Origin of the sequence: Streptococcus dysgalactiae subsp. dysgalactiae, assembly GCF_900459225.1 — a bacterium.
GTDB lineage: Bacteria > Bacillota > Bacilli > Lactobacillales > Streptococcaceae > Streptococcus > Streptococcus dysgalactiae.
The window spans coordinates 1352525-1367166 of sequence record NZ_UHFH01000003.1; the positions used below are offsets into that span (position 1 = coordinate 1352525).

Below are 14642 nucleotides of genomic sequence, written 5' to 3' on the forward strand. Positions count from 1 at the left end.
AAAAAATTCTACTCGAAAAAGTCTCAGTTGACAAGCTAAAACCTAAATTATTAAAAAGAAAATTTATTTAATAAAAAACTTCTCAAATCTTAATATAAATGACTTGTCAATCGCTCTCCTAACTGTCATTTTAAGCCTTTAGCTTAAAGTTTTCTTAACAAAATGGAAACATTAAAAACAGCTAATATTTGACCGGTTTTGGAACATTTAAAAAGGCCTAATCCATTAGTTTTAACTCTAATATCATGTCACGAATTTGAGCAGCCATTTCAAAATCAAGTAATTCAGCTGCTTCTTGCATCTGCTTCTGTAAGGTTTTAATAGCTTCTTTTCGCTCAGAACGAGACATGGTTTCATAGTCCACTGCAGTTTCTGCGACATCAGACTCCGCTGCTTTGCTGATACTGATAAGATCTCTGATATCCTTTTTGATGGTTTGTGGGATAATCCCATGTGTTTCATTATAAGCCATTTGAATCTCACGACGACGAGCCGTTTCATCGATAGCCCGTTGCATCGATTCCGTGACCTTATCAGCATACATAATGACATGTCCATCTGCATTCCGGGCTGCTCGTCCAATAGTCTGAATCAAACCACGCTCGTTACGGAGGAAGCCTTCCTTATCCGCATCCAAAATGGCGACAAGACTAACTTCTGGCACATCAATTCCCTCACGCAGTAAGTTGATTCCAATAAGTACATCAAAGACACCTAACCTCAAATCACGGATAATTTCTGTCCGTTCTAAGGTCTTTATGTCGCTATGCATATATTTGACCTTGACACCCATTTCTTTTAGATAGTCTGTCAGATCTTCTGCCATTTTTTTCGTCAGTGTTGTGATAAAGGTCCGCTCACCACGTTCAACACGCTGATTGATTTCTCCCAATAGGTCATCCATTTGCCCCATACTTGGTCGCACATCTATTTCAGGATCAAGCAAGCCCGTTGGACGAATGATTTGTTCCACAATCGTATCTGTCTGCTCCATTTCATAGTCACCTGGAGTAGCAGAAACATACACGATTTGGTGCACATGGCTTTCAAACTCTTCCCGCCTTAAAGGACGATTATCCAAAGCAGAGGGCAACCTAAACCCATAGTCAACTAGCATTTGTTTTCTGGCTTGGTCACCATTATACATGCCTTTAATCTGTCCCATTGTCATATGACTTTCATCAATCATAATCAAAAAATCTTCTGGGAAGAAGTCTAATAATGTATAAGGGGGTTCTCCTGCTGCTCGACCATCCATATGGCGAGAATAGTTTTCAACACCGTTAGTGTAACCCATCTCCCTTAACATTTCAATGTCATACTCAGTTCTTTGGCGTAATCGCTGCGCTTCCAATAATTTGCCTTCAGTTTCAAAAACCTTCAACTGTTCTTCCAGTTCAGCTTGAATCTTAGCAATGGATTGTTCCATGTGTTCATCATTGGTAACAAAGTGAGTAGCAGGAAACAGAATCAAATGGTCTACTTCTCCTATGGTTTTACCAGTCAAACTTTCAATTTCTCGAATACGATCAATCTCATCTCCAAAAAATTCTATCCGAAAGGCATGTTCATCTCTTGAAGCGGGAAAAACTTCAACCACATCCCCGCGAACTCGAAAACGGCCACGTTGAAAGTCAATATCGTTACGCTCAAACTGAATATCCACCAGCTGGTTAAGCAGTTGATCCCTAGAAATTTCTTGTCCAGGTCTGAGGCTCACTGCTGAATCAGCATACTCTTTTGGAGAACCCAGTCCGTAAATACATGAGACCGAAGCCACTACAATAACATCATTACGCTCCAATAAGGCTGAGGTTGCAGAATGACGAAGTTTATCAATCTCATCATTGACAGAGCTGTCTTTTTCGATATAGGTGTCGCTTGATGGCACATAGGCTTCCGGTTGGTAGTAATCATAATAGGAAACAAAATATTCCACAGCATTATCAGGGAAAAATTCCTTGAACTCTCCATAAAGCTGTCCCGCTAAGGTTTTATTGTGAGCAATCACTAAGGTCGGTTTATTAACCTTGTTAATGACCTGACTCATGGTATAGGTCTTTCCCGTCCCAGTAGCACCCAAAAGAATCTGAGCTTTTTCTCCGCCTTTAATATTGTCTACTAAGGTCTCAATAGCTTGGGGTTGGTCGCCAGATGGCTCATATTTTGAAACCAAATGAAAAGGTTTGTTATCACGTTTATCAATCATTTCATTATCCTCGATTGTCTCTCTTACTTCCATTTTATCATATCCCAGAAAGAAACGTCTGATAAAAACTCCCCAAACCTTCCACACTAATGTTAGGTTTTATGACATGAAAAACTAGACTTATTGCCTTCTTTTAAAAAATTTGCTATAATGAGTCATATTTTTTATTTTTATAAGGAGATTAGTATGACCTACAAATTAAAAGCGTTATTGCTTGCAATAGTATCCATCATTTTCATGACAGGTAGTATTGCAAGCACTGAAACAATTGATATTGTTTCGGATACAGCTTACGCCCCATTTGAATTTAAAGATTCAGATCAAGTTTATAAAGGAATTGATGTTGATATTATCAATGAGGTAGCAAAACGCCAAGCTTGGGACTATAACATGACCTTTCCTGGATTTGATGCGGCTGTTAATGCCATTCAATCTGGTCAAGCTGATGCTCTGATGGCTGGTACGACGATTACTGAAGCTCGTAAAAAGGTCTTTCATTTCTCAGACCCATACTACGACACTAAAATCGTTATTGCGACACGTAAGGCAAATCCTGTCAAAAAGTATAGTGACCTAAAAGGAAAGACAGTTGGTGTCAAAAATGGTACGGCAGCTCAATCTTTCTTGGATAAATACAAGAAAAAGTATGGGTATACTGTTAAAACATTTGACACGGGCGACCTCATGTACAACAGTTTAGCTACCGGATCGGTTGCAGCTGTCATGGATGATGAGCCAGTTATCCAATATGCGATTAGCCAAAACCAAGACCTTGCCATCAACATGAAAGGTGAGGCAATCGGTAGTTTTGGTTTTGCCGTTAAAAAAGGAAGTGGCTATGACTACTTGATTGATGATTTCAACGCTGCTCTTGCTGACATGAAAGCTGACGGGACTTACCAAGCTATTATGGCAAAATGGTTAGGAACTGACGACAAAGCAACAACAAGCCAGGCAACAGGTGATCCAACTGCCAAAGCAACACCTGTGAAAGCAAGCTATAAAATTGTTTCAGATTCCTCTTTTGCTCCTTTTGAATTTCAAAATGATAAAGGAAAATATGTCGGTATCGACATGGAGCTAATTAAAGCTATCGCCAAACAGCAAGGCTTTAAAATTGAAATTGCCAATCCAGGTTTTGATGCGGCTTTAAATGCGGTACAATCTAGTCAAGCTGACGGTGTTATCGCTGGTGCAACCATTACTGACGCTCGTAAAGCCATTTTTGACTTCTCTGATTCTTACTATACCTCAAATGTGATTTTAGCGGTCAAAAAAGGAAAAGCTATCAACCGTTATGATGATTTAAATGGTAAAACCGTTGGCGCTAAAAACGGAACTTCTTCTTATTCTTGGTTGAAAGAAAATGCGGCTAAATATGGCTATAGCGTTAAAGCTTTCGATGATGGTTCAACCATGTACGATAGTTTAAATTCAGGTTCTGTTGAAGCCATCATGGATGATGAAGCCGTTCTAAAATATGCTATTTCACAAGGACGTCGCTTTGAAACCCCGCTTGATGGTATTTCCACAGGTGAAGTTGGTTTTGCCGTTAAAAAAGGAACTAATCCCGAATTAATTGAAATGTTTAACAATGGCTTAGCTGCCTTAAAACAATCTGGTAAATATGACGCTATCATCGATAGCTATCTAGATTCTAAAAAAGCTGCTAAACCTGCTGAAAAAAATGTCGATGAGTCAACGATTGCAGGACTCCTCTCTAATAACTACAAACAATTATGGGCTGGTCTTGGAACAACCCTCAGCCTAACCCTTATTTCATTTGCTATCGCTATGATTATCGGGATTATTTTTGGGATGATGGCTGTCTCACCAACCAAATCTCTCCGCCACATCTCAACCATTTTTGTCGATGTGGTCCGTGGTATTCCGTTAATGATTGTGGCTGCCTTCATTTTCTGGGGTGTGCCAAACCTTATTGAAAGCATGACTGGTCACCAATCACCAATTAACGATTTTTTAGCTGCTACTATCGCCCTGTCACTTAATGGTGGTGCCTATATTGCTGAAATTGTTCGTGGTGGTATTGAAGCTGTTCCAGCAGGACAAATGGAAGCTAGTCGTAGTCTTGGGTTGCCTTATGCAACAACAATGCGTAAAGTGATTCTTCCACAGGCCGTGAAGTTGATGTTGCCTAACTTTATTAACCAATTTGTTATCTCCCTAAAAGATACTACAATTGTCTCAGCAATTGGTCTTGTGGAACTCTTCCAAACAGGTAAAATTATTATTGCCAGAAACTATCAATCTTTCCGTATGTATGCCATCCTAGCAATTATTTACCTTATTATGATTACACTCTTAACAAGACTTGCAAAACGTTTAGAAAAGAGGCTTAACTAATGGCAGAACTAAAAATTGATGTCCAAGATTTACACAAATCTTATGTTCAAAATGAAGTGTTAAAAGGAATTGATGCTAAATTCTACGAAGGTGATGTTGTTTGTATCATTGGTCCTTCTGGTTCTGGGAAATCTACCTTCCTTCGCACCCTCAACCTCCTAGAGACGATTACCAGTGGTAAGGTCGTGGTGGACGGTTTTGAATTATCAGATCCTAAGACTAATATTGACAAGGCACGTGAAAATATCGGAATGGTATTCCAACACTTCAACCTTTTCCCTCACATGACTGTTCTTGAGAATATTATCTTTGCTCCTGTCGAATTAGGTAAAGAGTCTAAAGAAGCTGCTAAAAAGCACGGCATGGCACTTCTAGAAAAAGTCGGACTTTCTGATAAGGCTGACGCCTTCCCAGGAAGCTTATCCGGCGGACAAAAGCAGCGTGTGGCTATTGCACGAAGCCTAGCCATGAATCCAGATATCATGCTTTTTGACGAACCTACTTCTGCCCTTGACCCAGAAATGGTTGGAGATGTTTTGAACGTTATGAAAGACTTGGCAGAACAAGGCATGACCATGTTGATTGTTACTCACGAAATGGGGTTTGCTCGTCAAGTAGCTAACCGCGTTATCTTTACAGACGGTGGTCAATTCTTGGAGGATGGTACGCCTGAAGAGATTTTTGACCATCCTAAGCACCCTCGTCTCATTGAATTTTTAGACAAGGTCCTAAACGTCTAATAGATTAGACACCATACTAACTCCCAAAGAATAAAAAGGCAATGGCACTATGAAACCATTGCCTTTTGAATACTTTTTTCCTAAAAACAGAACCATTCATTCCCAAATGGCGATAGTTTTTCTAAGGTACTGTTAGAAAAGACCACTATCATTCCTGTCAAAACTGACTTCCTATTGACAGATCATTTAGGGAAGATTTATCTTTGTCAAGAACATAAACAAAATTTTTTTGACAAATTTATATCTTCTCCATTTCTCTCTTGATTAACTTTAGTATTTTATCTTTGTATGTTTCCCCTGTACCTTGCTTGAAATATAGGTTTACAGTGTATTTTGTCTTTCCAATATCCATAATTAACTGTTTATTAGGTGGTTCTTTTATTTCTCTTTTTCTTCTTCCATGTGCCCTCCTTTCCGTTTTTATACAAAGAAAAAACAGTAAATCTGGATGTATACTATAAAAGTAGACAAAACTTTGTGTGTTACAATCTGTTTTAAAAGACACAAAAACGAAAGGACAACCTATGTCAACATTTAAACGCTATGATGAAGAATTCAAACAATCTCTTGTCAACCTTTATCAAACTGGAAAAACTCAGTCTGAACTCTGTAAAGACTATGGGGTATCCGCTTCTGCGCTTGCAAAATAGATCAAACAGTATTCTCAAGTCAAACTCGAAGATAATTCTGTACTTACTGCCAAGCAAATACAAGAGCTACAAAAACCTAATGCGCAGCTTGAAGAGGAGAACCTTATCCTAAGTGCTATATTCATGCAAAACTTAAAGTAAGACTCCTTGCTGTCTATCGGTTACGCTTTGAACACGCCACAACAACCTTGTGTCGTGTTTTACGTGTCAATCGCTCCACTTACTATAAATTTCTAAAACTTAAGCCCTCAAAAAGAGAATTGGATAATCAAATTTATAGAAAACAAATACTTGAGATTTATACCAAAGCAAACAAAAGACTTGGTGTGAAGTCTATCAAGGTCATTCTTCAAAGAGACTACGACACAAAAATCTCTGAAGGAAGAATTTACCGTCTGATGAAGAATATGGCGCTCCCTAAAATGGCTACCCTTAAGCCAAAAACAGCTCTTAAAAAGACTCAAAAAACGTATCCTCAAAACTTACTCAACCAGACATTTTATCCTGACAAACCTAATCAAGTATGGTCTTCTGACTTCACCTATATTTCTATTGGATATAAGAAATATGTCTATCTCTGCGCAATACTTGATCTCTATTCTAGAAAATGTATTGATTGGAAACTGAGTCATCGTATGGATGCAAAGTTAGCATGTGACACTCTAGAATTAGCTCTTAATAAAAGAATGATTGAAGAAACACTTCTCTTTCATTCCGACCAAGGGTCACAATTTAAGGCCAGGGAATTTAGAAAAATAATTGATGACAATAATATCATGCATTCTTTTTCTAAACCTGGATATCCTTATGATAATGCCGTAACTGAAGCATTTTTCAAATATTTAAAGCATAGACAAATCATTAGCACTTTCAAATAAAATAAGCTCTGCGGTATGTTCGTTGTAAAAATCTTCCTGTTTGCTTTTCTTTAGCTTGCTATAGGCTTTATAGGTATCTTTATGTTTCAAATATTTTTCTGCTTGGTCTATAAGTTTGGTGTTATCATCAATTCTTTTTTTCAGTATCTTTCAAGGCTCTTGTGGTCTTGTAATTCTTATCTCTTAAAGTAACTATACTTTATTTACAAACTGGAATGTTAATCCAGCTTGTCTTTTCTTTTACTATTGTTATCACAATTGGTCTTGATATGATCACTTTTAGGCAAACTAAAAAGACTATTTCAGCCATTATCTTACTATATTTTTTCATATTTAAGCATGCTAAAGTCAGCCCAAGAAACCAGCGGTAAGCCACATTAACCTCAATTTCCTTGATGGTTTGACGCATGGAACGAATGCCAAAGAGACATCGAATCATGGGAATTTTTACTAACATGACCGGATCCAAACTAGGACGACCATTATCCGCACAATAACTGTCTTCAACCAATTGATAAATAAATGAAAAATCAACTGCACGATCAATGCGACGTAGGAGATGGTCTTTGGGAACCAACTCATCTAAACTATAGAACCCGACTTGATTTCGATTATAGTCAGGATTTTCTTTGTGGAACCTAGCAATACCTCCCAGAACACCTTACCTTTATGATAACTCTAGACAAACAGAAAAGTCCTTAGAAAAGTGAATGTCTAAGGACTTTGTCTTCAATCTGGGATGAAGTCTTAAGCTTCATCCTTTTTTAATTTCTCACGTTCTAAGCGTAAGCGCCTATTGGGATTTAAAAGATTAAATAATTCTTCTAATTTCTCAGCATTCCAAACATCTGCTGCCGATACAAAATTCCCATCCTTATCCTTAAAGGATATTGGTTTATCACCCATAAGAAACCTCCTCTTAAAGATAACACACAAGAGCACTATCACACTGCTATTGCCATGGATTGCCTTAATCCACAAATTCAAATTCAAACTTGCCAATTCGAACTAGATCCCCATCTTTTGCTCCGCGTTCACGTAGGGCTTCATCAACACCCATACCGCGCAATTGACGAGCAAATTTCATAATGGATTCATCACGTTCCATATTGGTCATGACAAAGAGACGTTCCAATTTCTCACCAGACAAGACCCAAGTAGCATCATCATCTCGGGTAATCTCAAAGTCTTTTTCAGTTTCTGCAAAGCCATAGTAAGCTTCTTCATCCACCAGATCAGCTTCATCATATAATAAGAATTCATCCGTCTTAGCAAGTAAGTCTGCTGTTGCTTCTAACAAGTTATCTAAGCCTTGATGTGCTAAACTTGAAATAGGGAAAATCATTGGTAGGTCATCAAACTCGTCATATTGGGCAGCCAATTTTTCCTTGAAGGCTTTCAAGTTTTCTTGAGCCTCTGGCATGTCCATTTTATTAGCTACAATAATCTGTGGGCGCTCCATCAATCGCAGATTATAGGTTTCCAACTCGTTATTAATGGAAACATAATCTTCGTAAGGGTCACGGCCCTCACTAGCAGACATGTCAATCACATGTAAGATAACCCGCGTCCGTTCAATATGACGGAGGAACTGAGTCCCCAAACCAACCCCTTGGCTAGCACCTTCAATCAAACCTGGTAGATCTGCCATAGCAAAGCTATCACCTGACTTGGTACGAACCATTCCTAGATTAGGTACAATAGTGGTAAAATGATAGGCACCAATTTTCGGTTTAGCTGATGACACAACACTTAACAAGGTTGATTTCCCAACAGATGGGAATCCGACCAAACCAACATCAGCTAAGATTTTGAGCTCTAGTTCTAACTGACGTTCCTCACCTGGTTCACCATTTTCAGCAATTTCCGGCGCAGGATTACGAGGAGTTGCAAAACGAATATTACCACGACCACCACGGCCACCCTTAGCAATCACCACTTCTTGGCCATGTTCTACTAAGTCTGTAATCACTTTTCCAGTTTCGGCATCACGAACAGTTGTTCCTTGAGGGACAGCGATAATCAAATCTTCTGAGCCACGACCATGCATTCCCTTAGTCATGCCTTTTTCACCAGATTTCGCCTTGAATTTACGATTATAGCGGAAATCCATTAAGGTACGCAATCCTTCGTCAACTCTAAAGATGACTGAGCCACCCTTACCGCCATCTCCTCCCCAAGGACCGCCATTTGGGACATACTTTTCACGACGAAAGGCCACCATGCCATCGCCACCGCGACCCGCTTGGACACTAATTTTTGCCGTATCTAAAAACATACTCATACTTTTTCTTCTCTAACTTTCTTTTACTTTAAAAAAACGCCTTTCAGCGTTTCCTTACATCAATACTGATAGGGCACTCGCAATAAGCCCGCCAACAGTTACAAGAACCATTAGGATAACAACAAACATTGTTACTTTTTCAAAGGTTGTTTTTTTGCGAGGTCCATTTTCTCCAAATGCCACGTTAAATACCTCATCTATTATTGATTTTTCTTCTTATATCTTAACATGAATGCGGCTTTTAAGCAAATATCAGCTAAGGATTTCTCGCTATAAAGGCATTCTTTTTCACAATTTCTTGTACATTTCCGTTGAATATGATACATTAGAATTTACAAAATAATATTTAGGAGATTCCCATGGTTTTACCTCATTTCGAACACAATCTTGACAAATACGCTAATTTGCTTATCAAAAAAGGGGTCAATGTTCAAAAAGGGCATACCCTTTTGATTACTATTGCTGCTGAACACTATCGCTTCGCTCGTCTTCTGACAAAGAAAGCTTACGAAGCTGGTGCTGCAGAGGTTATTGTAGACTATACTGATGATCAAATCACGCGCGAAAAACTCTTGAAAGCTGATGAGGACCGTCTCCTAAATGTACCCGACTATGTTGTTGAAAAGTCTCATTACTTACTTGGTAAAAAAGCTAGTCGATTAGTGGTTCGCTCATCTGATCCAAATGTTTTTGCAGGCGTTGACTCAGACCGCTTGTCTGGTTCTACCCGTGCTACTTCAATTGCTCTTGAAAAACAACGTGCAGCTACTCAAGCTAATAAAGTGAGTTGGAATTTAGTAGCGGCAGCAAGTTCTGAATGGGCAGCCATGGTTTTCCCAGATTTGGCCAGTGAGGAAGAACAAGTTGATGCTCTTTGGGATGCTATCTTCAAAATGAATCGCATTTATGAGGAAGATCCTATTAAAGCCTGGGATGACCATCAAGCACGCCTTGTTTCCAAAGCTAACCTCCTCAATGACTATCAATTTGATGCCCTCCATTACATGGCACCTGGGACTGATTTAACCCTCGGTATGCCTGAAAATCATGTCTGGGAAGCAGCAGGTAGCGTCAACGCTCAAGGGGAAGAATTCATCGCCAATATGCCAACTGAAGAAGTCTTCACCGCACCAGACTATCGTCGAGCTTACGGGTATGTCTCATCTACTAAACCACTTTCTTATGCCGGTGTTGTTATTGAAGACATGACCTTTACTTTCAAAGATGGCCAGATTGTTGATGTAACGGCTAAAAAAGGGGAAGAAACCATTAAGCGATTGGTCGAGGAAAATGATGGTGCTCGTGCCCTTGGTGAAATAGCCCTAGTTCCCCATAAAACCCCAATTTCACTTTCTGGTTTAACTTTCTTTAATACTCTTTTTGACGAAAATGCGTCTAACCACCTTGCCATCGGTGCTGCTTATGCTTTCAGTATTAAAGGTGGCACTGAAATGACCAATGAAGAATTAAAAGCAGCTGGTTTAAACCGCTCAACCGCCCATGTAGACTTTATGATTGGCTCAGAACATATGGATATTGATGGCATCACGAAAGATGGGCAAATTATTCCTATCTTCCGCGGTGGCGAATGGGCAATCTAAACTAACGAAAAAGTCAGTCTTGTGCTGGCTTTTTTTAATGGATAAGCCTATAATGTCAGTATGTATTACTTAATTTTAGAAAAATTAACGTCTGTCTCCCTGACAGACTGTCTTAACAACAAGCATCCTTATGTAGCTATCTTAACGCCAGAGGAATGGCGGCGCCACCACGACCTTTTTGATATGGATATTGATATGGAGTTTAACATTGATGTGGCCAATTCAACCAAGGCAGAAGTGAATAGTGATTCTTTAACAGGGACTTTTAAAATTCCCGATCGAAAAGATTTGCTTGGTCAAGCCATGGATTTTTCCTTCGCTCTTGATGAAAGAGGGGTTGTCTTTATCGATGAGCATCGTCATGTTGCTGATTGGTTGGTACAGATTCAATCTAGTAAAAAATGGAAAACGCCAAGCTTAGAACGTTTTCTCTACGATTTTTTAGAAACCATTATTCATGGTGATTTAACCCTTCTAGAAGATTTCGATAACCAACTAGATAAACTAGAAGAAACGATATTAACAGATAAAGGTATGATTAGTCAAGTTCAGCTGAATCTCATCAGACGACAACTCACCAAGTTAAATCTCCACTATGGGCAATTGATTGATTTGGCACAGGAATTTTACGAGAACGAGAACAATTTCTTCGCCGAGGAAAATCTACGCTTCTTTCATCTCTTCTCTTCACGAGTAACGAGACTTCAGACGACAGTTGTTACTTTACGTGAGACCCTTATTCAGATTCGCGAATTGGCCCAATCACAGTTGGAAACGAAACAAAATAAAATCATGAGCGTCTTAACCATCGTTACCACCTGCTGCATGCCTTTGACCATTTTAGTAGGCTGGTACGGCATGAACTTTAAGTACATGCCTGAACTCTCTAGCCCCTTAGGTTATCCTGCAGTGATTGGCTTTGCCATTTTAATTTTTGTGTCTGCTATTGCCTTTTTCAAATACAAAAAATGGTTGTAAGAATAAGGTAAAATCCTTCTCAGTCAAATGGAGAAGGATTCTTTTTTCTTTTATAATAGGCTCTGACAATAGGCTTCTAAGCTCTGCAATTCCTCGGATGTCAAGCGCCTAAAGTCACCTTCTGCGAGACTAGGGTCTAATCGCAAAGGTCCCATGCTAAGGCGTTGCAATTCCAGTACTTCCTTGCCACAAGCTGCTACCATGCGTTTCACCTGATGAAATTTGCCTTCTTGAATGGTAATGCTAACCAGACAAGTCTCTTGGCTTACATCCTTATCAAGCACTTCCAATTTAGCAGGAAGACACTGGTAATCCTTTAAAGAAATACCTTTGGCAAAATCATCTTTGTCAGCCTCAGTCATGATGCCTGCTACTTTCGCTAAATACTCTTTGGTAACGTGTTTTTTAGGGGATAAAAGGTCATGAGCTAGCTGACCATTATTGGTCAAGAGCAACAGCCCTCGAGTATCCTTATCTAATCTGCCAACAGGAAAAACGTCTTTTTGTCTGGCAGTTTCATCTAATAAGTCTATAACGGTTGCTTGCGCTCTGTCCTTTGTCGCTGACAAAAAGCCCGCTGGCTTATTCAAGACATAGTAAACAAAGGCTTCATAAGTCAAAGGTTTTCCAAGGTAAGTCACCACGTCTTTATGTTCATTTATTTGAACCTTGGGAGATGTTTCCACCTCTTGATTAACCAAGATAGCTTTCTTTTTCAAAAGACTCTTGACTTGGCTTCTACTCCCAACTCCTGTTTCTACTAGAAATTTATCTAAACGCATTGTCACCCTTTCAAGAAGAATTCTTTAACTAAGTATAACACAAAAAACAGTTATCCCGAGACTGAAAACGCTTAATGTATTATAATATATAGTATAGAAACAAGGAGATTAACTTATGACTATTTACTCTCATACTTACGAAACTGACAACCAGCATTCTGCGAAAGCCATGGGCTCTGGAACACTTGACGTATTGGCGACTCCTGCTTTAGTGGCTTTTATGGAAAATGCTTCTTACTTATTTGCCCAAGAATCACTAGAAACAGGATTGACCACTGTTGGTAGTGAAATGGCTATTCAACATTTAGCTGCTTCTGCCATTGGCCAAGCAGTAACCATTGTCATCACTGCTCTCAAAGAGGAAGGCCGAAAATACGATTTCCGCATAGAGGCTTTTGTGGGAGACCAACTGATTGGAAAAGCCTGTCATACCAGAGTGAGGGTAGATAGTCGAGATTTCATGGAAAAAGTAACAGACTAAAATGTTAAAGGTAAGCAATGAACAATTGCTTACCTTTTATCATGTCTAAAAGTGAACGATATCCTTGACAAGCGACTTTGATAGAGCTACATTCTTACCTATTTCAATTGCTGATAGGCCTCTGCCTTTAGTTGGCCAATCGTCCACATGGCAGCAAAACTAATGAGGTAGAGACATGATAGGAACATCATGACCATTGAAACTCCTGAAATATCTAAGATGCTTCCGATAATAACCGATGAAAAACCACCCAAAGCACGGCCGACATTTAAGATCACATTATTAGCTGTTGAACGGATATGATGTGGATAAAGTCTGGTAATCATCGCACCATATCCTGCAAACATCCCATTGACAAAAAATCCGACAATGGCACCTCCAATAAGCATAGTGCTCATGGAATGAGCAAATTGGAAGAGGTAAACACACAGCGAAGAGGCAAGCAGAAAGATTCCATAGACCAGGCGCGGTCCAAATCGGTCTAAAAGCTGACCAAATGTCAACATTCCTAAACACATCCCCAAAATGGTCGCTACCATCCACAACGAAGAACTTTTTACGGAGAGATTCAGACTTGTTTGAATAAGGGTTGGTAACCAGTTCATCATCCCGAAATACCCTGCAATCTGAACGGTTGTCATGACCATCAAAGCGAGGGTTTGAGCAGTCAATTCTTTTGTTTTGAAGAGCTCAGCAACACTTACCGGCTGATGATGGGTTTCTTCTTTTTGACCATGATAATCCCAAACCTTACGATCATCTATAGCTAAGATCATCCAGATTACTAATACTATCGGAAGGAGTCCGAAGAGAAAAAGTCCTCGCCAGCCTAAACTTGGTGCTAGCCACCCTGCTAGGAGAGCTGAGCTAATCGATCCTAATTGTCCGGCAATTCCGTTCAAAGAAGAAATGCGCCCCATTTTTTCAGGTGGAACAATTCCCGCCATAATGGCGATAGCCACGCCGTACTCTCCACCAACCCCTATTCCAGCAATAAAACGCATCCAGTATAAATAAGACAGAGACGGAGTCAAATAAATTAATCCTGTAGCGACTGAGAACAAGACGATTGTCCATTTAAAGACCTTAAACTTATGATACCTATCTGCCAGTAAGCCAAAAATAAGGCCTCCAGCTAACATCCCTAAATTCGTCATCGTCGCAATCCAACCTCCCTGTGTGCCACTAATTCCTAATTCGGTAATAATAGAGGACATCGAGAAAGCCAGAAACATCACATTCAGGTCATCCGTACCTGAAGCGACAATAGCGGCCACTAAGGCCCGTTTGTTGGTGGTATCCAAAGATCGTTTTGACATACTTGTCTCCTTTTTAATAGTAGCTCACTGACTACCTTAATTAATTACATACCTTCTTTCCAAGTAGCAAAAAAGACTTGGGAACACGTCCGCAAGTCTGCTAAAGGTCACCAAAAAACAAAAGATTAGTCTAAACTCTCTTTGATCTTAATGCTTTCATGCTTCACGGAACATGTTTAAAGCGGTATTTAATTGTTAATAGTATAATAAAGCCTCTTATACTTGTCAAGTGATTCCTACAGAACCTTTTACCTTTCTGCTGTAATACGCTCACCAAATCTAATTCTAATAGTGATAAATTCTGCTATCCCCACAAAAAATCTTTTGCTTCTCTTTGTTTCTTTGTTATAATGCTT

12 protein-coding genes and 3 pseudogenes are annotated in these 14642 nt (G+C 39.4%); 6 read left to right on the top strand and 9 right to left on the bottom strand.

Going from position 1 to position 14642, the window contains the following annotated elements:
- Positions 1-217 precede the first annotated feature (217 nt).
- Positions 218-2209 carry an excinuclease ABC subunit UvrB gene (gene uvrB, locus DYD17_RS07055; RefSeq protein WP_115252951.1) on the bottom strand — a complete coding sequence of 664 codons (1992 nt, stop codon included), beginning with the start codon at positions 2207-2209 and terminating at the stop codon, positions 218-220.
- Positions 2210-2395: 186 nt separating this feature from the next.
- On the opposite strand from uvrB, the gene DYD17_RS07060 reads away from it, so the two are divergent.
- Entirely contained in the window at positions 2396-4573 is a 2178-nt protein-coding gene (locus DYD17_RS07060) for an ABC transporter substrate-binding protein/permease (RefSeq protein WP_115276438.1), read from the top strand.
- Positions 4573-5313: an amino acid ABC transporter ATP-binding protein gene (locus DYD17_RS07065; RefSeq protein ID WP_003051352.1), complete on the top strand. Its 741-nt coding sequence runs from the start codon at positions 4573-4575 to the stop codon at positions 5311-5313. Before DYD17_RS07060 ends, DYD17_RS07065 begins: the two co-directional genes overlap by 1 nt.
- 238 nt (positions 5314-5551) lie before the next feature.
- Here DYD17_RS07065 and DYD17_RS11350 read toward each other — a convergent pair whose 3' ends face one another.
- Entirely contained in the window at positions 5552-5665 is a 114-nt protein-coding gene (locus DYD17_RS11350; protein WP_368655990.1) for a transposon-encoded TnpW family protein, read from the bottom strand.
- Positions 5666-5837: 172 nt separating this feature from the next.
- Between DYD17_RS11350 and DYD17_RS07075 the strand changes: the two are divergent.
- Positions 5838-6823: pseudogene (locus DYD17_RS07075) on the top strand (IS3 family transposase); the annotation flags it as partial.
- Between the two features lie 3 nt (positions 6824-6826).
- Here the strand turns inward: DYD17_RS07075 and DYD17_RS11205 are convergent.
- From DYD17_RS11205 to DYD17_RS07100, 5 genes and pseudogenes are all read right to left on the bottom strand, one after another.
- Positions 6827-7040: pseudogene (locus tag DYD17_RS11205) on the bottom strand (MobQ family relaxase); the annotation flags it as partial.
- Positions 7041-7184: 144 nt separating this feature from the next.
- Positions 7185-7487: pseudogene (locus DYD17_RS07085) on the bottom strand (transposase); the annotation flags it as partial.
- Positions 7488-7588: 101 nt separating this feature from the next.
- Positions 7589-7747 carry a hypothetical protein gene (locus DYD17_RS07090; protein WP_002984154.1) on the bottom strand — a complete coding sequence of 53 codons (159 nt, stop codon included), beginning with the start codon at positions 7745-7747 and terminating at the stop codon, positions 7589-7591.
- A gap of 64 nt (positions 7748-7811) precedes the next feature.
- The gene (obgE, locus tag DYD17_RS07095) at positions 7812-9125 is read right to left on the bottom strand and encodes a GTPase ObgE (RefSeq protein ID WP_037584962.1); all 1314 of its coding nucleotides are present in this window, start codon (positions 9123-9125) and stop codon (positions 7812-7814) included.
- 54 nt (positions 9126-9179) lie between these two features.
- Positions 9180-9308 (bottom strand): DUF4044 domain-containing protein, encoded by a 129-nt coding sequence (locus DYD17_RS07100; RefSeq protein WP_002989532.1) that lies wholly within the window; start codon positions 9306-9308, stop codon positions 9180-9182.
- 176 nt (positions 9309-9484) lie between these two features.
- Between DYD17_RS07100 and DYD17_RS07105 the strand changes: the two genes are divergently transcribed.
- Both DYD17_RS07105 and DYD17_RS07110 read left to right on the top strand, forming a co-directional pair.
- Positions 9485-10726 carry an aminopeptidase gene (locus tag DYD17_RS07105; protein WP_003051369.1) on the top strand — a complete coding sequence of 414 codons (1242 nt, stop codon included), beginning with the start codon at positions 9485-9487 and terminating at the stop codon, positions 10724-10726.
- 60 nt (positions 10727-10786) lie between these two features.
- Positions 10787-11704: a magnesium transporter CorA family protein gene (locus tag DYD17_RS07110; RefSeq protein ID WP_003051375.1), complete on the top strand. Its 918-nt coding sequence runs from the start codon at positions 10787-10789 to the stop codon at positions 11702-11704.
- 50 nt (positions 11705-11754) lie between these two features.
- Here the strand turns inward: DYD17_RS07110 and DYD17_RS07115 are convergent, their stop codons facing one another.
- Entirely contained in the window at positions 11755-12486 is a 732-nt protein-coding gene (locus DYD17_RS07115; RefSeq protein ID WP_115252954.1) for a pseudouridine synthase, read from the bottom strand.
- A gap of 115 nt (positions 12487-12601) precedes the next feature.
- Here DYD17_RS07115 and DYD17_RS07120 point away from each other — a divergent pair, with 115 nt between their 5' ends.
- Positions 12602-12967 carry a thioesterase family protein gene (locus DYD17_RS07120; RefSeq protein ID WP_003051383.1) on the top strand — a complete coding sequence of 122 codons (366 nt, stop codon included), beginning with the start codon at positions 12602-12604 and terminating at the stop codon, positions 12965-12967.
- Between the two features lie 98 nt (positions 12968-13065).
- Here DYD17_RS07120 and DYD17_RS07125 read toward each other — a convergent pair whose 3' ends face one another.
- Positions 13066-14286 (bottom strand): MFS transporter, encoded by a 1221-nt coding sequence (locus DYD17_RS07125; protein ID WP_003051385.1) that lies wholly within the window; start codon positions 14284-14286, stop codon positions 13066-13068.
- Positions 14287-14642: the final 356 nt, after the last annotated feature.